A 22,611-nucleotide genomic window follows, 5' to 3' on the forward strand; every position below is an offset into this window, starting at 1 on the left:
ATTCTATTCTGTTCAAGCTGCCATGATTAGGGTAAAATAGAAGAGAGTCCTTTTGCCAAATTATTTTGGCGAAAGCTTAGAGGAGAGTGTCAATGAATCGTTTTACAGAATGGGATTTACCGGCTTCGCTTGTCGAAGCCTTAACAGAGAAAGAAATTACGGAACCGACGGAAGTTCAGAAAAAATTAATTCCGCTACTGTTGGCAGGGAACAATGCGATTGGTCAGGCGCCGACCGGAACGGGGAAAACGCTGGCTTATTTGCTGCCACTGCTAGCAAGATTGGAGACTTCTGATCAAAAGGATCAGGCTTTGATTGTAGCTCCGACCTATGAGTTAGCGTCGCAGATCCAGCAGGTGGCGCTTGAGCTGTTGCAAAAAGCCGGTTTAGCCATAAAGACTGCTTTATTAATTGGTAGTGGCAATAAGGCGAGGCAGATCGAAAAGCTTAAGGAAAAACCGCAGCTGTTAGTGGGGACAAGCGTCCGTTTGCTAGAATTGATTGCAGCAAGAAAAATCCAAGGACAAAATATCAGAATGATCGTTTGTGACGAAGCAGATCGGCTGTTGAGTAAGGAGCAGCAAGATACTACCGAGAAAATTATTCGTTCGGCCTTCAAGGATTGTCAAGTTGTGTTCTGCTCGGCCACTTTTGCTGGTAAGAGTTTAGAGGCGGCGAAGCAGCTAAAAGAATCAGTTGAAATTGTCCAGACGACAGAGCGACCGAGTCTGCCTCAGTCGATTGTTCATAAATATATGATTGTAGCGCAGCGCGATAAATTTTCGGCTTTACGGCGGTTGCTGCAAGAAGAGCAGCTCCAGCAAGCATTGGTATTTGCTGATAATCCGGTGTTGTTACAGGAATTTACGGAAAAGTTGCAGTTCCATCAAGTGGCTGTAGCTGGTCTTTACGGCGCTAAGGATAAAGTGGCGCGCAAGCAGGCTGTGGCTGATTTCCGCAAGGGCAAGCTCAAGGTTTTAGCTGCTTCTGATGTTGCGGCAAGGGGCCTTGATTTTCCCGCCGTCAGTCATGTATTTCAATTGGATTTTCCTGATACGCCTCACGTCTATTTACATCGGGCTGGCCGCACAGGCAGGCAGGGACGAGCTGGCGTTGTCATTTCACTAGTTACGCCAGGCGAAGCAGAAAAGCTAAAAGAGACGGCTAAAAAACTACAAATTGAGCTTACAGAGCAAAAAGTGAAACAAGGGCGCCCCAAAGACAGCAAGAAAGGAGCGAAACATGGAAAAGTTTAAGCAATTAGGAATTGAAGAAGATTTACTCGTGTCGCTGGAACGTCAAAAAGTGACCGAGCCTACCCAAATTCAAAGCCAAGCGATTCCACCGCTATTGGCTGGTCGTGATGTGATTGCGCAGGCTCAGACTGGTACGGGAAAAACCTTTGCCTTTTTGCTACCGCTATTGCAGAAAGTCAATCCTCGTCTCGGTCACCCTCAGGCGCTTGTTTTGGCGCCGACGCGCGAGTTGGCTCTGCAGGTGAGCCGGGAAGCTCAAAAAATCGCTGAAAGCCGGGGCATCAAGGTTTTGTCCATTTACGGCGGCGTGGATACGCAAAAGCAAAAAAATCAATTGGCTGCAAAGGCACAGGTTCTTGTAGGAACGCCAGGCCGTATTTTAGACCATTGGCGGCGGGAACAAGTACAGTTGCGCGGTGTTCGCTATCTCGTACTTGATGAGGCGGATACGATGCTTAGCATGGGCTTTATGGAGGAAGTAGAGCTGATTTTCGCTGAGACATCTGAGAAAAAACAGACTTCGCTTTTTTCGGCTACTTTGCCGGATCTTGTCAGAGGGCTTGCTAAACAATATTTAAAGGATCCCTTATCAATTGTTGTAGCTACGCCGACCGTGACTTTACCGGAAATTGATCAGCAGCTTGTGCTAGTCAATAACGATAACAAAGGTGCACTGGTTGCTTCGTTGCTGCAAAAACACCGCCCTTATCTGGCAATCGTCTTTTGTTTGACCAAGCAGCGTTCCCAAGAAGCGGCACTTTATTTGGCGTCAGTAGGGATTGAATGTGAGGAACTAAACGGTGACCTATCGCAAAATAAGCGAGAGCAAGTTATGAAGCGGTTCCGCGCCGCTAAATTTCAAGTGTTGGTAGCTACCGATTTAGCAGCACGCGGTCTCGATGTAGAAGGCGTTACTCATATCTACAACTACGATATTCCTCATGACAGCGATACCTATATTCACCGAATCGGTCGAACTGGCCGGGCTGGTGAGAAGGGGCTGGCCGTAACTTTTGCGACGGCGCGTGATCGGCAGTATGTCGCCATGATTGAAAAAGCCATTGGGAAAAAACTGCCGGTCATTGATGCGAGCGGCGAGGTCAAAGTAAGCCGACCGAAGCAATCGGCAGAAAGAAAAATAGGCAAAGTAAAAACGACACCAGCGAGTGAAGGCAAACAATTCTTTGCGCCGAAAGGTGCGGAAAAATATAAAAAGATAAAGAAAGAGCATGGCGGCAAGAATTCTCGTAGCCGTCGTAAGCCAAAAGAAACAACATCATCAGGCAAGTAAAAAAGGAGGCTGAAGGAAATGGATCAAGCGGAAAAAATGTTGCAAGTAAAAACTTGGGCACTAGTTGGTGCAACGGATAATCAATCAAAATTTGGTTATAAGATCTTTAAATTCATGATTGATCGGGGGTTTACTGTATATCCGGTGAATCCTGGCGTAGCAGAAGTGTATGGACATAAATGCTATGGAACACTGGAGGAATTGCCAGTGAAACCAGAAGCTGTCGATTTTGTTGTGCCAGCTAGAGTCGGCGAGCAAGTCGTGCGTGATTGTGCAAAACTCGGGATTCAAAATGTTTGGTTACAGCCGGGAGCCGATGCTCCCTCGGTTGTAAAACTTGCCGAGGAGTTAGGTCTTACCGTCGTAACGGATTGCGTAATGGTTCGTTTCGGCGGGCCCCATTGATCAATCCAATATAAAAATACAAATGTACTTTAGAAATGGATTTAAATTTTATTCAAATATGAGACCTGTTAAGCGGGATTTTACCGTTGATTTATCAAGAGTATTGATAAATCAACGGTTTTTTTCTGTATGTTAGCTATAAAAATACAATATACATACTTGAAAAGTTTACAATATTACACTATGATATAAGAAGCTTTTAAAATAAAGCAAACAGACATCCTTTAATAACGGAGAAAATCTGTTTTGCCGACAAAGGCTAAGCCCTTTGGGGGAGGATTATTTTATATTGATAAGAAAGGCAGGTTGAAGAATGTGAACAAGAAGGGCTTGCCACCTAAACAGGGGCTATATAATCCCGACTATGAACATGATGCTTGCGGGATTGGCGTAGTAGCAAATATAAAAGGAAAAAAATCAAATGCTATTTTGCATCAAGCATTGACGGTGCTTTGTAATATGGAGCATCGCGGCGGGCAGGGAGCCGATACAAATACAGGGGATGGTGCTGGCGTACTGTTGCAGATTCCCCATAAACTATTTCGGCATGAATGCAGTTTTTTAAATATTGAATTGCCGCCAAGTGGTTCTTATGGCGTAGGGATGCTGTTTTTGCCCCCTGAGGCGAATGCGAGAAAAATTTGCGAGGAAAAACTGGAGCAGATTATTGCTGACCAAGGACAAATCCTGCTAGGCTGGCGCACTGTTCCCTGCGATTCTTCGGTAATCGGCGAATCGGCCCGTCTAGTGCAACCGAGTATTCGCCAAGTTTTTATTGCACCAGATTTGCGTACGCTGGAAGCGATGAAACAAGACGAAAAAGCTTTTGAGAGAAAGCTCTATATTATTCGTAAGCGCGCTGAAAATGAAATTCGTCGCAGCACTTTGGACGGCGCTGAATATTTTTATTTCTCCAGTCTGTCAGCTGCAACCATTGTTTATAAAGGCATGGTCACGCCGAAACAGCTTGATGAGTTTTTTATTGACTTGCAGCATCCGATGGTAGAAACGGCTGTAGCCATGGTTCATTCTCGCTTTAGTACGAATACGTTTCCCAGTTGGGAGCGTGCCCATCCTTATCGCTATATCATGCATAACGGCGAGATTAATACGCGGCGAGGCAATTTGAACTGGATGCATGCCAGACAGGCGCTCTGTAAATCGCCCCTCTTTGGCGATGACATGAAGAAGATTTTGCCAGTGATTGATGAGTCAGGCAGCGACTCTGGTATGTTTGATAACTGTCTGGAGTTTTTGACAATGGCTGGTCGTTCACTGCCACACGCTGCGATGATGATGGTTCCTGAACCATGGGCGAAACATGAGAGCATGAGTGATGAGAAGAAAGCTTTTTTTGAATATCATGGCTGTATGATGGAGCCGTGGGATGGCCCGGCAGCCGTGGCTTTTACGGATGGCAAACTGGTTGGGGCGGTTTTAGATCGAAACGGATTGCGTCCGGCTAGATATTATGTTACGAAAGATGACATGATTGTTTTAGCGTCTGAGGTTGGCGTCGTACAGATTGCACCTGAGAAGATTGCTGTAAAAGAACGGCTGCGTCCGGGGAAAATGCTGCTTGTTGATCTTGAAGCTGGGAGGATCGTTGCTGACGAAGAGATTAAAAACCGCATTGTGAATGCTCATCCCTATCAGCAGTGGCTTGATGAGAATATGTTAAGTCTGGAAGATTTACCGGATGCACCGCAGGAATCGACGATTGACTATCCGACAGTAGTGTTGCAGCAGGCTTTTGGCTATACGTTTGAAGAATTAGGCAAATTATTTCGGCCTTTGGCTAAAGACGGCATTGATCCAATTGGCGCGATGGGAACGGATACGCCTTTGGCTGTTTTATCAGAAAAGCCACAACTTTTATATAACTACTTTAAGCAACTTTTTGCGCAAGTGACGAATCCGCCCATTGACGGTTTGCGCGAAGAGATAGTTACAGCTACTGGCACCGCGATCGGGCCAGAACATAATCTGATTGATCCTCAGCCGGAAAGCTGTCGTCAGATTCGGGTGGAAACTCCCATATTAACCAATCAGGAGCTCGGAAAAATTCGCTATATTAAAGAATCAGGTTTTGAAACCGTTACGATACCCATGGTTTTTCCGGTGAAAGAAGGCGGCGCTGGTTTACAGCGGGCCTTAGAAAAAATTTGTTCTCTCTCTGATGACTATATTGAAGAAGGCAAAAATCTACTCATTCTTTCTGACCGTATGGTAGATGAAAATTATGCGCCTATTCCGGCGTTACTCGCCGTAGCCACACTGCAGCATCATATGGTACGGCAGGAAACACGGCTAAAGGCCAGTATGATCGTAGAAACTGGCGAACCGCGGGAGGTTCATCATTTTGCTCTGCTTCTGGGGTATGGCGCCAGTGGTGTGAATCCTTATCTTGCCTTTGATACGATTGAAGATCTAATCAACCGTAACTTCCTCTCCGGTATTTCCTTAGAAGATGCGATGCATAATTATTGCAAAGGGATTACGAAAGGGATTGTTAAAGTCTTATCGAAAATGGGCATATCCACAATCGCCAGCTATCGCGGCGCACAAATTTTTGAATCGATTGGCATCAGTCAGGCCGTGATTGATGAATACTTTACGGATACACCAAGCTCGCTTGGCGGTATTGGCCTAGACGAAATTGCCCAAGAAGCGGCTTTACGTCATGAACGGGCCTTTTCCACACAAAATGGCCGCGATGCCACTTTAGACAGCGGTTCCAACTATCAGTGGCGCTCGAATGGCGAAGAACATTTGTATAATCCGGAAACGATTACTCTGTTGCAGCAAGCCTGCCGCAAAGACGATTACAACCTCTTTAAGGAGTATGCTGCTAAGATTGATGAACATACGGCAGGGCTTACGCTGCGCGGTATGATGGCCTTTAAAAAAGTTAGAAAGGCAATTCCTTTAGCGGAAGTAGAGTCAGTAGAAAGTATTTGTAAGCGCTTTAAAACAGGCGCTATGAGTTATGGCTCTTTAAGTCAGGAAGCCCATGAATGTCTGGCGATCGCCATGAATCGCATCGGCGGCAAGAGCAATACGGGCGAAGGCGGTGAATCATCAGCGCGGTTTGTGCCTGATGCGAACGGCGATAGCCGTTGCAGCGCGATTAAACAAGTCGCTTCCGGTCGTTTTGGCGTAACAAGCCATTATCTAGCTCATGCTGACGAGATTCAGATTAAAATGGCGCAGGGGGCAAAACCGGGAGAAGGGGGCCAGCTGCCTGGCCGGAAAGTCTATCCCTGGATTGCGGAAGTGCGTGGTACAACAGCTGGTGTTGGACTAATTTCCCCGCCGCCGCATCATGATATTTATTCCATTGAAGATTTGGCAGAGCTCATTCATGATTTGAAAAACGCCAATCCGAAAGCAAGGATTAATGTAAAGCTCGTTGCTGAATCAGGTGTTGGTACGATTGCCGCCGGTGTGGCAAAAGCCCGGGCTGATGTGGTTCTAATCAGCGGCTACGATGGCGGAACTGGTGCATCGCCGCGCACCAGCATTCGCCATACAGGCCTTCCTTGGGAAATCGGCCTTGCTGAGACGCACCAGACGCTATTATTAAATAATCTGCGTGATCGTATCACAGTGGAAACAGACGGTAAGCTTATGACTGGTCGCGACGTAGCTGTTGCCGCTCTCTTGGGCGCCGAGGAATTTGGCTTTGCCACAGCGCCGCTGGTAGTCATGGGCTGTGTAATGATGCGGGTTTGCAATCTTGATACTTGTCCAGTCGGGGTAGCGACGCAAAATCCTAAGCTGAGACAGAATTTTACGGGAAAGCCGGAGTATGTAGTTAGCTTCATGCGTTTTATTGCCAGCCAGCTCAGAGAAATCATGGCAGAGCTCGGTTTTAAAACGATAAATGATATGATTGGGCATACAGAAGTTTTAGAACAAAATCAAGCAATTGCCCATTGGAAGGCGAAAACCGTTGATCTTTCACCGCTCTTTTATCAGCCAGCCAATGAGAGCAACTCCACTTTGTATTGTTCGAAAGTCCAAGATCATAATTTGGAAAAGGCCATGGATCTTCGTTTGTTGAAGGAGCTTTGTGATCCGGCGATTGAAACAGGCGAGAAAGTGGCTGTAAGTCTGCCGATCAAAAATACCGATCGCGTTGTTGGCACGCTGCTAGGCAATGCCATTACCCAGCGCTACGGTGAACAAGGTTTGCCGGAAGATACAATCTATTTAAAGTTTACTGGTTCGGCTGGTCAAAGCTTCGGCGCTTTTGCCCCCAAAGGCATGACGCTTGCTCTAGAAGGCGATTCCAATGATCATGTCGGCAAAGGCCTTTCCGGTGGCAAAATTATTGTTTATCCGCCAGCGAATGCTTCGTTTGCGGCGGAACAGAATATTATTATTGGCAATGTAGCTTTATATGGCGCTACTTCAGGTGAAGCCTATATTCGCGGTGTAGCTGGCGAACGTTTCTGTGTCAGAAATAGCGGCGTGAATGCTGTAGTTGAAGGCGTCGGCGAGCATGGCTGTGAGTATATGACAGGCGGCCGCGTGGTCATTTTAGGAAAAACTGGACGCAACTTTGCCGCAGGTATGTCCGGCGGAATCGCTTATGTCTATGATCCAGAAGGGACCTTCGCTATTGCTGTAAATCAAGAAATGGTGCTCTTAGAGCGGCTCGATGACGATGAAGAAGTACTATTAGTGAAACAGCTTTTAGAAAATCATATTGCTTATACGAATAGCGAAGTGGCCAAACGGCTTATGACCAACTGGTATCAATCGCAGCGCTATTTTGTCCGGGTTATTCCGAAAGACTATAAACGGATTCTCGAGGGGATTCGCCGTTTCCGCAAAAAGGGTATTTCCCCAGAGTCGGCGGTTATGCGGGCTTTTGAAGAAAATATACAAGATAAGTCAAGGGTCAGCGGTAACTAAGCCGATCTGATGAAGGGAGTGTCTTTGATGGGAAAGCCTACAGGCTTTATGGAATATAGCGCTTGTCTGCCGGCAGATCGACAGCCGCAGGAAAGAATCCGTGATTGGCGGGAATTTCATCTGGCGATGCAAGGCGAGGAACTGCAAGTTCAGGCCAGTCGCTGCATGGAGTGCGGAACACCCTTTTGCCATACAGGCATGATGATTGGCGGCATGGTTTCCGGTTGTCCGCTTCATAACCTTATGCCAGAATGGAATGATCTTGTCTACGCTGGTCTATGGCAGGAAGCTTTAAGTCGTCTTTTAAAAACTAATAATTTTCCTGAATTTACTGGCCGAGTCTGCCCCGCTCCCTGTGAGGGAGCCTGTACGGCCGGGCTGGCGGCCAAGCCTGTTACGATTCGTAATATTGAGAAAGAAATTATTGATCGAGCTTTTGAAAATCAGTGGCTTGTGCCCGAGCTGCCGACAAGTCGCACTGGTAAGAAAGTTGCTGTAGTCGGTTCTGGTCCAGCCGGTCTTGCCTGTGCTGCTCAGCTTAATAAAGCAGGTCATCTTGTGACGGTATTTGAACGGGCTGATCGGCCTGGCGGTCTTCTCGTTTACGGAATTCCCAATATGAAGCTTGATAAGGACGTTGTAAATCGGCGTGTTACCTTGCTGGAGGAAGAAGGAATTCAGTTTATTACGAATACCGAAGTTGGCAAAGATTATGAGGCCGAAAAGCTTTTAAAAGAGTTTGATGCTGTCGTTCTTTGCGGCGGTTCTACGGTGCCGCGTGACCTTCCTGTTCCCGGTCGCAATTTAGCAGGAATTTATTTCGCTGTTGATTTTTTGAAAGCAAATACAAAAAGTCTATTGGACTCTAAATTGCAGGACGGCTCTTATGTAAGCGCTGCCGGAGCCGATGTACTCGTTATTGGTGGTGGTGATACCGGTACCGATTGTGTGGGAACTGTTGTCCGTCATGGTTGTCGGACTGTGAGTCAGCTGGAAATTATGCCGCAGCTGCCATTAACACGCGGCAGTGAAAATCCTTGGCCGCAATTTCCTCGCGTTCACAAAATTGATTATGGTCAGGAAGAGGCGGCAGCACGGTTTGGTGCTGATCCTCGTAACTATTGTGTTACAACAAAGAAATTTGTCGGCGACAAAGCCGGGCGCGTAAAGGAAGTTCATACCGTGAAAGTGGAATGGCGAAAAAATGAGCAAGGGCAGTTTGGTTTTAGCGAGATTCCTGGCACAGAAAAGATTTGGCCAGCTCAGCTTGTCTTACTTGCCATGGGCTTTACCGGACCAGAGCAGGGGCTGCTCGAACAATTAAAAGTCAAACGGGATCAACGCTCTCTAGTAAAAGCGGAATTTGGTTCCTTTGCTACGAGTGTACCTGGTGTTTTTGCCGCTGGCGATATGCGGCGCGGTCAGAGCCTTGTGGTTTGGGCCATTCAAGAGGGACGCAGCGCTGCTCGCGAATGTGACCGTTATTTGATGGGGAAAACTCAGCTCAGCTAATATTTTGTTAATAATTTTAAAATAATAAACCCGCGAAATGTAGATTTTTCGCGGGTTTGTTTATGTATAAGAAAACCTAAAATAGCCTGAAATATGAATTGTTAGTAACAAACTAGTAACGTATTAGATAGGGGAGTGCGGACGTTTTCTTGGACTGCGCTTATGCAGATAATCCAAGATTATGCCTATACTTCCCTATCAAATTGCTCTACATGACAAATAGTATGAACGACACTCATTTAGATTCCCCCATTTAATGGTCAAGTTTCTGAGTGGTGCTGGCTTATTTGTTATTATATATTTAGTTCTTTTTTTAACCATTTTTTTGCTTCAGTGCGGGTACGGATTTCGACAGGCATTTCGGTCTTAATTAATGTTTCGATTGCTAGACCGCTTTTTTTAGTTAGAGGTACTTTTATCTCTTCTAAAAAAGAAACGATAAAATAATGGACTTCATACTTTTCTGTTCTACTTAACAGATCGCTATCTGGGTGGCCAATTTTTCGGGGGTTGTCCCAAGAATGAATGGGATCATATTGATACTGCATATCTTCCATAGAAAAAGCCATATGTTTTTCCTCCCTCTATTATAATATGTAAAAACTTTTATTGGTCTGTAGGAGATGAGGAAGCATCTGGTTCAGAAGAAGCAGATGCTTCTTCTGTGGTAGTAGACTGAGAAAGTAATTTTAATTCTTCTTGTTGAGATGATATTTGTTTAGCAGATTGCTTAAATGCTTCTTGGATTTTGGAAGGAGCTGTTAAAGATGCCACAACCTTATTCCCATCAATCATTACTTGAGCAAGATTTTGAATTGATAATATTGTAAAGCCTATTTCCTCATTAGTAAGTTGTAAATTAGGGTCCTCTTGTCTTCTAACAAGATCTTTTGCCATAGAGGATAGTACGCTATTAGCGGTTTCAGTTGCATCATTTTGTAATTTTGCCGCACGGTATCTTTGTTGCATTAATTTTAAATGCAGAAAATCATTAGTAAGAGTATAAGCCATTTTTACTATATAATGTACGACCGGAACATAGGATAAGTTAGTAATGTCAAAATTAAGCCAACTTGTTCCGGCTTCAAAACCGGAAAATTGAACACTTCCTTCTATGTTTGTTAAATTGGAAATAGGAGAAAAAGCTTCTTTTAAATTGTTGACTAGTTTCTGAACGTCAATTATATCGGCATTGTCTGATAATTTTATTGAAATAGAGTTTTCAGATGGTCGGGGAATTATCATATCAGACATTGAAACTATCACAGAGCATTGATCACGAAGTTCAATAAGAGTTTTTTCAAAAGGATCAAACTCGTGAGTAGCTAAAGTGATAGAATTGCTTCTGGAAGTGTAAATGTTTGAGTGAGAACGGAGCTTATTTATAGTCCCAGCTAAGAAGGTAAGCTTAGATAAATTTTCTAAAGCATTAACTACAATGGGAATACTAGATATTGTACAAGTATTGCCACCGTTAGATAAGGATTTTTGAATTGCTAAATGATCAATGTTTTCAAGTATAATGTTGCGTATTTCGCTAATTCTCAATTGTATCGCTCTCCCCTTAAGTAATAACAAACAATTAAAAAATGGCGTAATTTTTCTCCTTACCGATTGTAGTATATATGAGATCGGTAGGGAGAAAAAATAATACCAAAATGGTATCAGCGTCTCGTCGTTCTTTTGAGTTTTAAAGCGATTCTAACATCCCTAGGTAAAAATCCTAATTACTTTCCCTCAGCGGCGGATTGTTCATCCTTTAAGGCTTCATCAACTTTAATAACTGTTTCAACTATCTCGCGCTTATCAGGTGCGAGATTTTTTATTTTTCGGGCAAGGTCTGAAGAAGAAATGTCATCGCTTGCTGGCTTATCAAGGGGATCTTCTGTGAAAAATTCAGCCATTGTAACTCCTAATGTAAAACAAATACGTTCTAGTAAATCAATTGATGGGTTTGTAACTCCGTTTTCGATTTTAGATATCTGAGAGGGGACAACCCCGACTATTTCAGCTAGAGCTTTGCCTGAATAGCTTTTTTTTCGCGGATCTTTTTTAATCTTAAACCAGTATTCATTTTTCATTCCTCTATATCTATTAATGTGAATTAATTTCACAATCTTAGAATAACAAAATATGTTAGAAAAATAAAGTGTGAAAATAAGAAAATGAATGCATTAATAATATGAATTTTAGGAACTGAAATAATGACATAGACGGTATGAAAATGAAGAACCTAGGAGGTGGAATTAAATTCACAAGAAAGAAATTGAAATTAACTCAATCAGAATTAGTCGCAAAAGTAGACGTTGATCGTTCTTTAATTAGCAAAATAGAAAAAATGGATCTAACGCACTTGATACCATACACAAAATCGCAATTGCTCTTGGGGTAACGGTCCATGATCTATTAGATGACACAGATTCAGAGCTTTGTAAAACGGGATGAAAGGGGGTGGAAGGGTGAAAATGTTTCAGCAAATCAGAGATTTCACAGTCTCATATATTTTCGATACCAGAATGGCTTCCATTAGTAATGGCTATTATTGCATTAGTTCTTGTAGTGATAAATCAAAGCCAATGATATGATTTCGCTAAAGCAAATAAAGAGATAAGTATTGGAATTACGCGCCAGAGTGTTTCTTCATATTTACGGCGACGAAGTAATTGTTTTTCCATCCTATAGTCCTGAAGCGTTTTTTTTCCAAAGGAAGATAAATGGTAGATTTCTTTTTTTATAAAAGTTACTCCACCAAATTATCTTGTTGTTTATCAATCAATTCTACAATATAGCTGGGTTTTATCAATTTAGGACCCAAGTATTCTGATTTAGATAAAGTATTTAGTCTGTATTCAATAGTATCAACATTTGATTTGAAATGATTTTGTATTTCAGACTTTGACATTGGCTCGCGTTTGCGAATAAGCTCCAATATCTGATAATCAAAAGACGTTAATTCCATATTTAGCATTATTATCACCTCTTTATATGGTGATAATTCGACAGAATGAGGATATTACCTATTGGCCTGAGATGACAGAAGGTGTAAAAGAAGTATAAAATAGCTGATATTAATGGGTTTTAATAAAACGTTAGTGAGTGTGAGCGCCCTTATCCTGGCTGCGGCTGGGGTAGGGTGCTTTTTATTTAATTTGGAATTTTTTTATAGAACTGCTGACTTTTTTTAAAATTAAGATAAGATTCTAAAGAAAGTTTTCTTGTGACTGTTCAAAAGGGCCGGATCTTGAAAATAAGATTTGATCTAATTTATTATTATTTGCCATAATGAAGAAAAAATTAAAGGATTATGTTAAATATAGAAAAATAGTATTAATATAATTTGAAGAAGTTATTGCTCATATTGAGAATAATATAAGTTTTTGGAGGTGGATGAAATGAATAGAATTGAAGACACGATAGTAAGTAACGAATCGAAAGGTTTTCAAATAAAAGTATCTTGCGGACAATGTAATTCAAAAACTAATCATGATGTAATGCAATCAGTAGATGTTAAAACTACTGAGTATATAGAAGAAGATGAGGGGATAACTGTTGATGGTGTAAATCGTTATCAAATTATCAAATGTCGGGGTTGTGACTCAATTACTTTTCGCCAGACGAGTTGGTTTTCTGAAGGAAATGATGTTGTTGAGGAGTTTCTATATCCAAGACGAGCGCATATCGAAAAGAATTTTGTGGAATTGCCCAATCCACTTAAGGCTATCTACGATGAAACGGTCGACAGTTATAATAATGAATTAAACATTTTATGTGCTGCAGGCATGAGAGCTATTATTGATGGAATATGTGAAGATCAGGGCATAGAGGATGGACCTATTGAAGTGGAAAAAGGCAATGGAGTTAAAGTTATTAGGAGTAAGAATTTGCAAGGGAAAATTGCAGGGCTTTATGAAAAAGGACTTCTGACTCAAACCAATACTGATATTTTAAATGAATATCGTTTTATGGGAAATGAAGCAATTCACGAATTACAAGTTCCCAAAAAGGAGACACTACATTTAGCACTAGAAATCATTGAGCATTTGCTTGAAGGCTTATATGAAATTCCAGAAAAAGCTGATGAGCTAAAAAAGAAAAGAACGAAAAAGTGATCATTGGTTTAAGTTTTTTAGCAAAGTATGTTTACTGATAATACATACTATAACGAATGAAGTATTTTGTTGTGGCGATTTAAGAATTGATTTATTAGAATCACGTTAGTAACAAATAAGTTAAAAATATAGATGAAATGAGGGTACTCAATTATCGTTTACAAAATTTAGCTGGAACCTTTATAAATAGAAGAATTTAAATAAAAAGGTTGGCTAACTAGGTTTTTTCTTCCTGGTTTAAGCCAACCTTTTTGGTTATGAGGATTTAGTTTATGCTGTTAGGTATAAGCTGCGCTGAATGACTATAGCTTATTGCTCCATTCCTGGGTGGAAAGCACTTGGGAAAAGCGCATGGCTTGGGTTACAAGAATGGCCCTGTGAAGTTCTTCCGCCGTAACCTGCCCTGCTGTATTTTTAATAGCCAAAGTGCCTGTTGCATCTGAGAGGAATTCTACGGCAAAACCAAGATGTAATGCCTGTCTAGCTGTCGTATCACAGCACATTTGCGTCATATAGCCAGAAATGGTAACTGTATCAATGTTTTGCTCGCGCAGGAATGCTTCCAGATCGGTGCCCGTAAAGCTGCCAGGCAAAGTTTTATCAAAAATCTGCGTGTATTTTCGCTCTAAAACAGCTGAATGAATTTCCCAATTAAAGCTGTTTTTTACAAAAGCCGTAGCATCCGCTTGGGGAGATCCGTGGCGAATTAAAATGACAGGAATGTTTTTTTCATTGGCTGTATCAATTGCTTTCAGGATCTGATCAAAACTGTTTTCGGGATAACTTATCGGCAGAGCTCCAGTAAAATATTCATTTTGTACATCAATTACGAGCAAGGCTCTGTTCATGACACTCATCCTTTCTGTTTATCAAAATGGAATTGTTTTATTGAAAGAGATCTTTGTTATAATTATAGCGATAAGCAAAGTTGCGCCGCACAATAAAATAGCTCATTTTACTTTCGGCAAGAAAGGAATCAATATAAAATGCTTGGTCATACGGATTTGCAAATCCTAAACTTATTAAAAGAAAACAGTCGGATGCAATATCGTGATATTGGCGACTTGGTTCATCTTACGGGCCAAGCCGTTTCTAACCGTGTTGCTAGAATGGAAAAACTGGGAGTGATTAAAGGTTATTCCATTTTACTTGACGAGAAACTTTTAGGGAAATCGCTCTTAGCCTATATTACTGTCTTTATGAAAACAACGGAGCATGGTCTCTTTCAAAGCTTTTTACAAGAGCAGGAATTTGTCACCGAAGCCTGCCGCATTAGTGGCGAAGGTTGCTATATGCTACGGGTTGAGACGCAATCGGCGGAAGAGCTAGATCGCCTTTTAGATTCTTTGCTGCCTTATGGGAATTATCGTATTAATCTTTCCATTAAGAAGATCAAATAACAAGATACCCAAGATTAAATAAAAAACTGGGTGCAACATAACCCAGTTTTTTCATTTGAATTATTCTGCTTTTACCAAGGTCGCAGGGCCGAAGACATATGGCCGCACCATTCAGCTGTTTCTGAAATCACCGCTTCTAACAGGAACGTATAGACACTGTGAGCTAGAGCATCGAGGCATGCTCTTTCCGTTAAGGGGCCAAGGCGGCCATAAGCATCCCAGTCAAGCTCTGCAAAGCTTCCTTCTAGAGTAGTCGCAATCGTTACGGTAAGGGCCGGACAGATGACATGGTGTAAATCGTATGACGCTTGAAGCTCTGGAGGGCACTGCCAGTGACCTATAAACAGAATGACTTTGGGGAGCAGTTCTTGTAAGCGGGAGATCGCCGTAGTTTCTTTCGTCCATTCTGGCGAAGCCGGCAGCAGCAGCAGATCGGGTCTTGTTTCAAGCTGCTCTGGCTGAGGACAGAAAATGAATCCGTTATCAGTAAATGACGCAAGTACATTAGGCGCGATTTCAGTGAGTGACACTACTTGGAATTGATGCATTTTTCCCACTCCATTTCTGCCGAATTTTTCTTAAGCGAGTAAATCCGGAAATAAGGAAGTCGTTACAAGCGCTAAAGTCAATCCAATCATAATGACGGTAGTTAGCCAGGCAATGCCGTTATACCAGCGGGAATTTACATGGTCGCCCATGAGATCACGGTTATTAATTAAGCGAAGCATGAAAAAGAGAACGAAGGGCAGCAGCATGCCGTTAATCACCTGAGACCAGAGCATGATTTGAATAAGCGGTGCGTTAGGTAGCAGAATGATCGCAGCGCCGATGACAATAAGAAAAGTATAAAGCCAGTAAAAGACAGGTGCTTCTTTCCAACTTTTATCGATCCCAGCCTCTAGGCCAAAGGCTTCGCAGATGTAATAGGCTGTGGCTAGGGGTAAGATCGAAGCAGAAAAAATAGAAGCATTTAAGAGGCCGAAGGCGAAGAGGGCTGAGGCCCATTTTCCAGCTAATGGTTCTAAGGCGACGGCAGCGTCTTGCGCTGTTTCGATCGAAATATGATTCGTAAACATGGTGGCGGCGCAGGCAACGACGATAAACAAAGCGATAAAATCAGTCATAAAGCAGCCCACAATAACATCAAGACGTGAGTAGCGGTATTCCTCAGCGGTAATCCCTTTTTCTACGACAGCTGATTGAATGTAGAATTGCATCCAAGGGGCAATGGTTGTGCCGATAAGGCCGATAATCATGGCTAAATATTCATTTTCAAATTCGAAATGCGGCGTTATGAGTTCGTGACCAACGATACCCCAGTCAGGACCGGCCATAAACCCAGAAGCTACATAAGTCAAATAGAGTGCCGAAGCTACCAAGAAAATTCGTTCTACTACTTTGTAGGAGCCGCGAACAACCGTCCACCAAATGAGAAAAGCACTAATCGGAACTGCAATATATTTACTAATACCGAAAATTTCTGTACTTGCTGCGATACCGGCAAATTCGGAGACTGTATTGCCAAGATCGGCTAGGAGCAGTCCCAGCATGACAAACAAGGTGATTTTTACGCCGTAGTTTTCTCTGATTAAATCGGCGAGTCCTTTGCGGGTTACAGCTCCCATGCGCGCGCTCATTTCTTGAACGACAACGAGAGCGATTGTCATAGGGATGAAAATCCATAATAGTTTATAGCCAAAAGCGGCGCCAGCTACGGAATAAGTCGTAATACCGCCAGCATCATTATCTACATTGGCTGTAATAATACCTGGACCGACTACGGCAAGGAAGAGAAAAAGGCTGCGAAACACTTTATTATTTTTTATCAAATTCATTTCATCCACTCCTTGCGCGAGGCCAACATAAAGTTTGAAAAGGTGCGCAAATTACTGCGATCGGGAATAAACGTATAGAGGAGGTCATCGACGGTAATGATGCCGACAAGCTGTTGTTCTTTATTGATTACAGGCACGGAAACAACGCCGTATTTCATTACGATATCCAGGGCTTTGCGTGGATTATCGAGATCCATTACGGAACGAACCTTTACGTGCATGACATCACCTAATTTATCGTTGGGGGCGGCGATGATTAATTCTCTAAGCGATAAGACGCCAAGCAGATGCTGACTCTTATCAACCATATAGAGATAGGTAATCGTTTCTGCTTCGCGACCGATTTCGCGCAGTTGGCAAATTGCCTCTGAGGCTGTTAGTTCAGGCGAGAATGCTGGGAATTCTGTAGTCATCAAGGAACCGGCCGCTTCATCTGGATATTCCATGAGATCCCTTACATCTTCGGCATCTTCTGGTTCCATAAGCTTTAAAATTTCATCGGATTTTTCTGCAGGAAGTTCTCCTAAAATATCGGCTGCTTCATCAGCAGGCATTTCTTCTAGAATATCGGAAGCGCGGTGGACATCAAGGCTTTCGATAATGTCTACCTGCGTAGCCAGATCGACCTCAGTGAGGACATCGGCGGCCTGCTCACTGCCTAATTTACGGACAAAATCAAGCTGTTCATGATGATCCAGATCTTCAATAATTTCGGCAATATCGGCAGGATGAATCGTAGCAAGTTCTTCAAAGGACTCACGCAGATGCAAATTGGCCAATCTGTTTTCAAGCGGCGTGATATGCTGCCAGCTTACGAAATGATTTGGCCGGTTTTTTAATAAAAATTCTAGACCAAGGCGACGGAATAAGCCGCGTAGGCCAATATCAATCGAAATAAGAACAAATTCTTTGTGATCGTCATGACGAACCCAGGACAGCTGAATATCGTTGACGCGTACAAGTTTAGCGCCGCTTAAATCAATAATTTGCTTATCTAAGAGCCATTTGCCAACGAAAATCTCTTGGTCGAGAATTGGACGGGTAATCATTTCTTCGGCTGTTACGTTTAACACAAACCCTTGGTCATCCCATTTGTCAATCTGAGAGACTTCCAAATGTTTTTGTAAGCCCTTGGTAAATTTTACACACGTGACAATCGGGGCAGCCCCATTCCAACTTACTACGAGATCAAGCACTTTTCCTATCTGTTTCTTGTTTACATCATAAATGGTTGTGCCGATAATTTGGCTGAAAAAAGCGTCGCGCAGAAGCGTTACTTGTGCCATGGCCATCCTCCTTTTGTCCTAGCGTCCCTTAGTATTGTACACATAAATTGCCTATAGGGCAAAGATTATCTTACTGTATACTATTATATTAAAGGACCTGCGCCATAAAAGCCACGAAAAATATTTTAACACTCTCTGCGATCTTTTTTAATAGATTATCCTAAGAGTAAGAAGGAGGAGAGAAAATGCAGTGTTTTTCGGCTTTGCTGCTGGCTATTTCATCAAATCTTGATAATTTAGGAGTAGGAATCGCCTATGGAATTCGGGGAGTAAAGCTTTTGTGGCCATCCAATTTATTGATTGCCTGTCTGACTAGCGTAGGAACTTTTCTTTCCATGTCATTAGGCAGTTTGATATCGCAAGCTCTGCCGCTGATTATGGCAAAATATATTGGCGCTGTGCTGATGATTGTAGCGGGAGGCTGGGTCTTCTGGCTGGATCGATGCCAAAGCCGTTCAGGCTTGTTTCGGTTTTCTCGGCTATCGCTATTTTTAAAGGAACCCTTTCGCGCTGACATCGATCATTCTAAATCGATTAATTTAAAAGAGGCCACGCTACTCGGCCTGGCCTTAATGCTTAATAATATTTCCAGCGGTATTGGCGCCGGTATGATGGCGATGCCGTTGTTGCTTACGACAGGTCTTGTTTTTTGCTTCAGCCTATGTATGATGACAGGTGGCGTTGCTTTAGGAAAACATTTTGCATCGACGCGACTTGGCGACAAGGCCGGAGTATTAGGAGCTTTACTGCTCGTGTTTATTGGCTGCTATGAACTGTTTTTTTAGTAAGAAAGGATCAGAAAATAAGTGACTTGCATTTTTGTGACTGTAATATTCCATGCTTTATAAGCATTATAAGTCATTGAAACTAAGTATTTGTTATTAAGGGAAAATGATTTTACAATAAATCCATGCAACAAATACTCTTAGTAAGATGAGGAAAGGGGTTTTTATAATGACTTTTATGAAGCATGGTCGCAGGCTGCTCACGACGATGGTGCTGGGAGCGGCATTATGTACAACAAGTATGGGAAATGTATCGGCAGCAGATCTGCCGCATGGGGCTGATAATTTTTATAAAAGCGATGAGGTAATTGTTCAGCGGGTAGAATTTAACAACCAATATAATATGAAGGTTGTGGGAAATCTCTTTACTCCTAAGGCGATGAATCAGAGTGCGAAGAATCCTGCTATTATCGTAGGGCATCCCATGGGGGCTGTAAAAGAGCAGAGTGCGAATTTGTATGCCACTAAAATGGCAGAAAAAGGTTTCGTCACTTTATCGCTGGATTTGTCCTTCTGGGGCGAAAGTGAAGGGGAACCGCGCAATAGTGTTTCTCCAGAGATTTATGCGGAAGATTTTAGTGCAGCGGCAGATTTTCTTGGGACAAGGACTTTTGTTGATCGAGAAAACATTGGCGTTATCGGTATTTGTGGTAGCGGGAGTTTTGTTATCAGTGAGGCCAAGATTGATCCGCGCTTAAAAGCGATTGCCACAGTCAGCATGTATGATATGGGGGCAGCGAATCGTGATGGACTTCGGCACTCACAAACACTCGAACAAAGAAAAGCGATTATCAATGAGGCGGCTGAACAACGCTACACCGAGTTTCAAGGCGGCGCGAGGAAATATACGGGCGGGACTGTGAATGAACTTAAGGCAGATACACATCCCATTCAGCGAGAATTTTTTGACTTCTACCGCACACCGCGCGGCGAGTTTACTCCAGCGGGGGCATCGACAGAAACTACAACACATCCAACTATGACGAGTAATGTAAAATTTATGAACTTTTATCCCTTCAATGATATTGAAACAATTTCGCCGCGGCCGCTGTTATTTATTACTGGGTCGGAAGCTCATTCCCGAGAATTCAGTGAAAAGGCCTATACATTAGCCGCTGAGCCGAAAGAACTCTATATTGTTCCAGGCGCGGGTCATGTTGACCTGTATGATCGTGTTGATCTGATTCCTTTTGATAAACTCAATGCGTTCTTTTCGAAATATCTAAAAAAATAGTAACAAAGCGGGCTGTGGCTAACTGCATTTTAAGTTTAGCCACGGCTTTTTTATGGCAGTCAGAAGGGGTTAGTCGTTGCTGTCAGCCATTTTTTGCAGTTCATCGAGAAATAGCAGGGCTGCTTTGGAGAATAGCTGCTGTTTTTTCCAAATCAGAAAAACCTGAGCTGGGAGCTGTGGTTGTAATGGCCGAAAACAGAGGGAACTATCCGTTCCAGTGTAGACTAATTTATCCAAACAAAGGGCATAGCCTAGGCCTGCTTCTACCATAAGCGATGCGTTAAAAATTAAATTGTAAGTCGTGATAATGTTAAGTTCTTCTTGCTCTTTTTGCAGCCAGTGATACAGCTCGTGAGTAGATAGAGCTTGCTGAGAAACTAATAACGGTAGATTCCACAGATCTTGTGGCGCAATTTGTGTTTTATGACTTAATGGTGCGTCTTTGCGCATTAGTAGGCCCCAAAAGTCAGTATCTGGGAGCTTGAGAGAATGATATTTGCGGATATTATTAGGCTCAATGAGAAGGCCAAAATCAAGCAAGCCCTTATCTAACCTCTCTGTTACGTCATCTGCTTTAGCACTGAACAAATGATAGCATATATGAGGGTGAGTGTTTTGAATTTTTTTGGCAGTTTTGGCCAGACGCCGCATCGCGTTTGTTTCAGCGCAGCCAATGTAGACATCACCGTTGGCGGCTTCTGTTGTCTGGTTCAATTCGAGCAGAGTCTTTTCTGTAAGAGCGGTGATTTCTTCCGCTCGTTTTCGTAAGAGAAAGCCTGCTTCGGTTAAAGTAGTTTTGCGTTTACCACGGTTAAATAGTTGTACACCAAGCTTTTCTTCAAGTTCAGAAATCTGGCGTGAAAGGGTTGGCTGGGTGATATGAAGGTTTTCAGCAGCTTTAGAGATGTTTTCTTCTTTAGCTACAGCTAAGAAGTAGGATAAAACTCTAAATTCCAAGGTAAACACCTGCCTTATCTATAAAGTAGCATTGCTGAATTAATGCTTTTAAAGCATGATTTCTTATTTGATATAGGTATTTTTTATTGTATTGAAAAGATTTTATAATAAAGCCATAAAAACAAATTGATCATTTTATTATAACTAGTTTATGGAGTGGGAAGCGTTATGTCAAAGAAAAATAATTTGTTAGTTTATATTTTGGCAGTTGGTGTATTTGGCATCTTAAATACAGAAATGGGGTTCATTGGTATATTACCGTTCATTGCTGAGCAATTTCGTGTCGATATTGTGGAAGCTGGTTTGCTTATAAGCTTATTTGCATTAGGCGTAGCAATCGCCGGGCCGACAATGCCCCTATTATTTTCTGGTATGAATCGCAAAAGAGCAATGTTGATGGTTTTGGGGACTTTTTTTGTAGGAAATGAAAAAAGTGAAGAAAAGAGCTTGAAAGCGGAAAAAAGTATTTGATTTGAAGTTAACTCCATGGTTTATACTGAAAAAAATTAAAGAGTATTGTTTCGTCATTTAGAGATAGGAGGAATGCGTACTATGACAATTTCTGAAGTAAGTGAAAAATATGATTTAACTCAAGATACGCTGCGTTACTATGAGCGTATTGGCCTTATTCCATCGGTGCCGCGTCGGCCCAGCGGTTTTCGCGACTATGATGAGCAAAGCTGTGGTTGGGTAGAATTTATTCGCTGTATGCGTTGCGCTGGTTTATCGGTTGAGTCGCTTATTGAATATGTAAAGCTTTATCAAGGCGGTTCAAAGAATTACGAAGCTTGTAAACACATTTTAGTGGATGAATGTGCTAAGCTTGATGTTCGTATTGAGGCAATGACTGCAACAAGAGAAAGATTGGCTGGTAAGATTAAACATTATGATGAACTTAGCCAGTATGAGGGCTTTTTAAAAAAAGAATAGGGGGAAATTTGTTGTAACGAACCTATTGACAAAAGGCGGTGGGGTTGATGAAAAAACTTTTTATGGGAGCGGCTCTCGTAATTTTAGCGGGAGGAATCTATGCTTCTTGTTTCTTGCTTTACTTAATCAATGGTAACATTTCAGACGAAGATTATCGACGTATGTCTCAAGAAATTGTCAATCAAAAAGTACAATCAACCTCAGATTTTTGCGAGAAATTTCATAAAGAAAGCAAGATATAAGAATCAGTTTATAAAAATTTTACGGAGGTTTTAACTATGGATAAACAAGAACAATCAGGCGTATTTTCTCTTGGTGAAAAAAACGATGCTTATGCGCAATATTTTGTTGGGCAAAGTTATTTGAATATGCTTTCAACCGAACGAGTTGTGATTGGAAATGTAACTTTTGAACCAGGTTGCCGCAATAACTGGCACGTTCATCATAAAGGCGGGCAGATTTTGCTTTGTACATCAGGCCGAGGCTATTATCAGGAATGGGGCAAAGCGGCACAGGAACTTCACCCTGGCGATGTTGTAAATATTCCGCCTGAAGTGAAACATTGGCATGGCGCTGCTCCAGATAGATGGTTTGCTCATGTTGCAGTTGAAGTTCCGGCTGCAGGCGCTACGAATGAGTGGCTGGAACCTGTGGATATAGAGGAATATAATAAGCTGCCATGAAGGGG

22 protein-coding genes are annotated in these 22,611 nt (G+C 42.4%); 14 read left to right on the plus strand and 8 right to left on the minus strand.

What is annotated here, in order from left to right:
* Positions 1 to 92: 92 nt before the first annotated feature.
* The 5 genes from AC0MXB_RS01215 (at position 93) to AC0MXB_RS01235 (ending at position 9,387) form a co-directional block, all read left to right on the plus strand.
* Complete coding sequence (locus AC0MXB_RS01215; RefSeq protein WP_474037645.1) at positions 93 to 1,256, plus strand: DEAD/DEAH box helicase; 1,164 nt, start codon at positions 93 to 95, stop codon at positions 1,254 to 1,256.
* Positions 1,243 to 2,547, plus strand: coding sequence for a DEAD/DEAH box helicase (locus AC0MXB_RS01220; protein ID WP_474037646.1), 1,305 nt, complete (start codon positions 1,243 to 1,245; stop codon positions 2,545 to 2,547). Before AC0MXB_RS01215 ends, AC0MXB_RS01220 begins: the two co-directional genes overlap by 14 nt.
* Before the next feature lie 18 nt (positions 2,548 to 2,565).
* Positions 2,566 to 2,952, plus strand: a complete 387-nt coding sequence (locus AC0MXB_RS01225; RefSeq protein ID WP_474037647.1) for a CoA-binding protein — start codon at positions 2,566 to 2,568, stop codon at positions 2,950 to 2,952.
* A gap of 315 nt (positions 2,953 to 3,267) precedes the next feature.
* The gene (gene gltB / locus AC0MXB_RS01230; protein ID WP_474037648.1) at positions 3,268 to 7,875 is read left to right on the plus strand and encodes a glutamate synthase large subunit; all 4,608 of its coding nucleotides are present in this window, start codon (positions 3,268 to 3,270) and stop codon (positions 7,873 to 7,875) included.
* A gap of 27 nt (positions 7,876 to 7,902) precedes the next feature.
* The gene (locus AC0MXB_RS01235; protein ID WP_474037649.1) at positions 7,903 to 9,387 is read left to right on the plus strand and encodes a glutamate synthase subunit beta; all 1,485 of its coding nucleotides are present in this window, start codon (positions 7,903 to 7,905) and stop codon (positions 9,385 to 9,387) included.
* A 293-nt stretch (positions 9,388 to 9,680) separates the two neighbouring features.
* Here the strand turns inward: AC0MXB_RS01235 and AC0MXB_RS01240 are convergent, their stop codons facing one another.
* The 3 genes from AC0MXB_RS01240 to AC0MXB_RS01250 form a co-directional block, all read right to left on the minus strand.
* Positions 9,681 to 9,956 carry a hypothetical protein gene (locus tag AC0MXB_RS01240; protein ID WP_474037651.1) on the minus strand — a complete coding sequence of 92 codons (276 nt, stop codon included), beginning with the start codon at positions 9,954 to 9,956 and terminating at the stop codon, positions 9,681 to 9,683.
* 37 nt (positions 9,957 to 9,993) lie between these two features.
* A complete protein-coding gene (locus AC0MXB_RS01245; RefSeq protein WP_474037652.1) occupies positions 9,994 to 10,935 on the minus strand; it encodes a hypothetical protein in 942 nt (313 codons plus the stop codon).
* Between the two features lie 179 nt (positions 10,936 to 11,114).
* Entirely contained in the window at positions 11,115 to 11,468 is a 354-nt protein-coding gene (locus AC0MXB_RS01250) for a helix-turn-helix domain-containing protein (RefSeq protein ID WP_474037653.1), read from the minus strand.
* Positions 11,469 to 11,611: 143 nt separating this feature from the next.
* On the opposite strand from AC0MXB_RS01250, the gene AC0MXB_RS01255 reads away from it, so the two are divergent.
* On the plus strand, positions 11,612 to 11,779 hold the full coding sequence (locus AC0MXB_RS01255) for a helix-turn-helix domain-containing protein (protein ID WP_474037655.1): 168 nt from the start codon (positions 11,612 to 11,614) through the stop codon (positions 11,777 to 11,779).
* Between the two features lie 1,000 nt (positions 11,780 to 12,779).
* Positions 12,780 to 13,496: a DUF4145 domain-containing protein gene (locus tag AC0MXB_RS01260; protein ID WP_474037656.1), complete on the plus strand. Its 717-nt coding sequence runs from the start codon at positions 12,780 to 12,782 to the stop codon at positions 13,494 to 13,496.
* Between the two features lie 302 nt (positions 13,497 to 13,798).
* Here the strand turns inward: AC0MXB_RS01260 and AC0MXB_RS01265 are convergent, their stop codons facing one another.
* Positions 13,799 to 14,344 carry a cysteine hydrolase family protein gene (locus AC0MXB_RS01265; RefSeq protein WP_474037658.1) on the minus strand — a complete coding sequence of 182 codons (546 nt, stop codon included), beginning with the start codon at positions 14,342 to 14,344 and terminating at the stop codon, positions 13,799 to 13,801.
* Between the two features lie 138 nt (positions 14,345 to 14,482).
* Between AC0MXB_RS01265 and AC0MXB_RS01270 the strand changes: the two genes are divergently transcribed.
* The gene (locus AC0MXB_RS01270) at positions 14,483 to 14,896 is read left to right on the plus strand and encodes an Lrp/AsnC family transcriptional regulator (protein ID WP_474037659.1); all 414 of its coding nucleotides are present in this window, start codon (positions 14,483 to 14,485) and stop codon (positions 14,894 to 14,896) included.
* Between the two features lie 71 nt (positions 14,897 to 14,967).
* Here AC0MXB_RS01270 and AC0MXB_RS01275 read toward each other — a convergent pair whose 3' ends face one another.
* Genes AC0MXB_RS01275 through AC0MXB_RS01285 form a run of 3 tightly spaced genes read right to left on the minus strand, consistent with a single transcriptional unit; the run spans position 14,968 to position 18,017 of the window.
* On the minus strand, positions 14,968 to 15,444 hold the full coding sequence (locus tag AC0MXB_RS01275; RefSeq protein ID WP_474037660.1) for a hypothetical protein: 477 nt from the start codon (positions 15,442 to 15,444) through the stop codon (positions 14,968 to 14,970).
* A 30-nt stretch (positions 15,445 to 15,474) separates the two neighbouring features.
* On the minus strand, positions 15,475 to 16,731 hold the full coding sequence (locus AC0MXB_RS01280; RefSeq protein ID WP_474037661.1) for an NRAMP family divalent metal transporter: 1,257 nt from the start codon (positions 16,729 to 16,731) through the stop codon (positions 15,475 to 15,477).
* Positions 16,728 to 18,017 carry a magnesium transporter gene (locus AC0MXB_RS01285; protein ID WP_474037662.1) on the minus strand — a complete coding sequence of 430 codons (1,290 nt, stop codon included), beginning with the start codon at positions 18,015 to 18,017 and terminating at the stop codon, positions 16,728 to 16,730. Before AC0MXB_RS01285 ends, AC0MXB_RS01280 begins: the two co-directional genes overlap by 4 nt.
* A gap of 185 nt (positions 18,018 to 18,202) precedes the next feature.
* On the opposite strand from AC0MXB_RS01285, the gene AC0MXB_RS01290 reads away from it, so the two are divergent.
* Positions 18,203 to 18,802, plus strand: coding sequence for a manganese efflux pump (locus AC0MXB_RS01290; RefSeq protein ID WP_474037664.1), 600 nt, complete (start codon positions 18,203 to 18,205; stop codon positions 18,800 to 18,802).
* A gap of 169 nt (positions 18,803 to 18,971) precedes the next feature.
* Positions 18,972 to 20,036 (plus strand): alpha/beta hydrolase, encoded by a 1,065-nt coding sequence (locus AC0MXB_RS01295; RefSeq protein ID WP_474037665.1) that lies wholly within the window; start codon positions 18,972 to 18,974, stop codon positions 20,034 to 20,036.
* Between the two features lie 69 nt (positions 20,037 to 20,105).
* On the opposite strand, the gene AC0MXB_RS01300 is transcribed toward AC0MXB_RS01295, so the two are convergent.
* Positions 20,106 to 20,993, minus strand: a complete 888-nt coding sequence (locus AC0MXB_RS01300; protein WP_474037667.1) for a LysR family transcriptional regulator — start codon at positions 20,991 to 20,993, stop codon at positions 20,106 to 20,108.
* Between the two features lie 168 nt (positions 20,994 to 21,161).
* On the opposite strand from AC0MXB_RS01300, the gene AC0MXB_RS01305 reads away from it, so the two are divergent.
* The 4 genes from AC0MXB_RS01305 to AC0MXB_RS01320 all read left to right on the plus strand — a co-directional run bounded on the left by AC0MXB_RS01305 (position 21,162) and on the right by AC0MXB_RS01320 (position 22,606).
* On the plus strand, positions 21,162 to 21,464 hold the full coding sequence (locus tag AC0MXB_RS01305) for a hypothetical protein (protein WP_474037668.1): 303 nt from the start codon (positions 21,162 to 21,164) through the stop codon (positions 21,462 to 21,464).
* A gap of 81 nt (positions 21,465 to 21,545) precedes the next feature.
* Positions 21,546 to 21,923, plus strand: coding sequence for a MerR family transcriptional regulator (locus AC0MXB_RS01310; protein ID WP_474037669.1), 378 nt, complete (start codon positions 21,546 to 21,548; stop codon positions 21,921 to 21,923).
* 47 nt (positions 21,924 to 21,970) lie between these two features.
* A complete protein-coding gene (locus tag AC0MXB_RS01315) occupies positions 21,971 to 22,165 on the plus strand; it encodes a hypothetical protein (protein ID WP_474037670.1) in 195 nt (64 codons plus the stop codon).
* Positions 22,166 to 22,201: 36 nt separating this feature from the next.
* Positions 22,202 to 22,606 (plus strand): cupin domain-containing protein, encoded by a 405-nt coding sequence (locus tag AC0MXB_RS01320; RefSeq protein WP_474037671.1) that lies wholly within the window; start codon positions 22,202 to 22,204, stop codon positions 22,604 to 22,606.
* The last annotated feature ends 5 nt before the right edge of the window (positions 22,607 to 22,611 follow it).

The organism is Pelorhabdus sp. sgz311001, assembly GCF_055901755.1.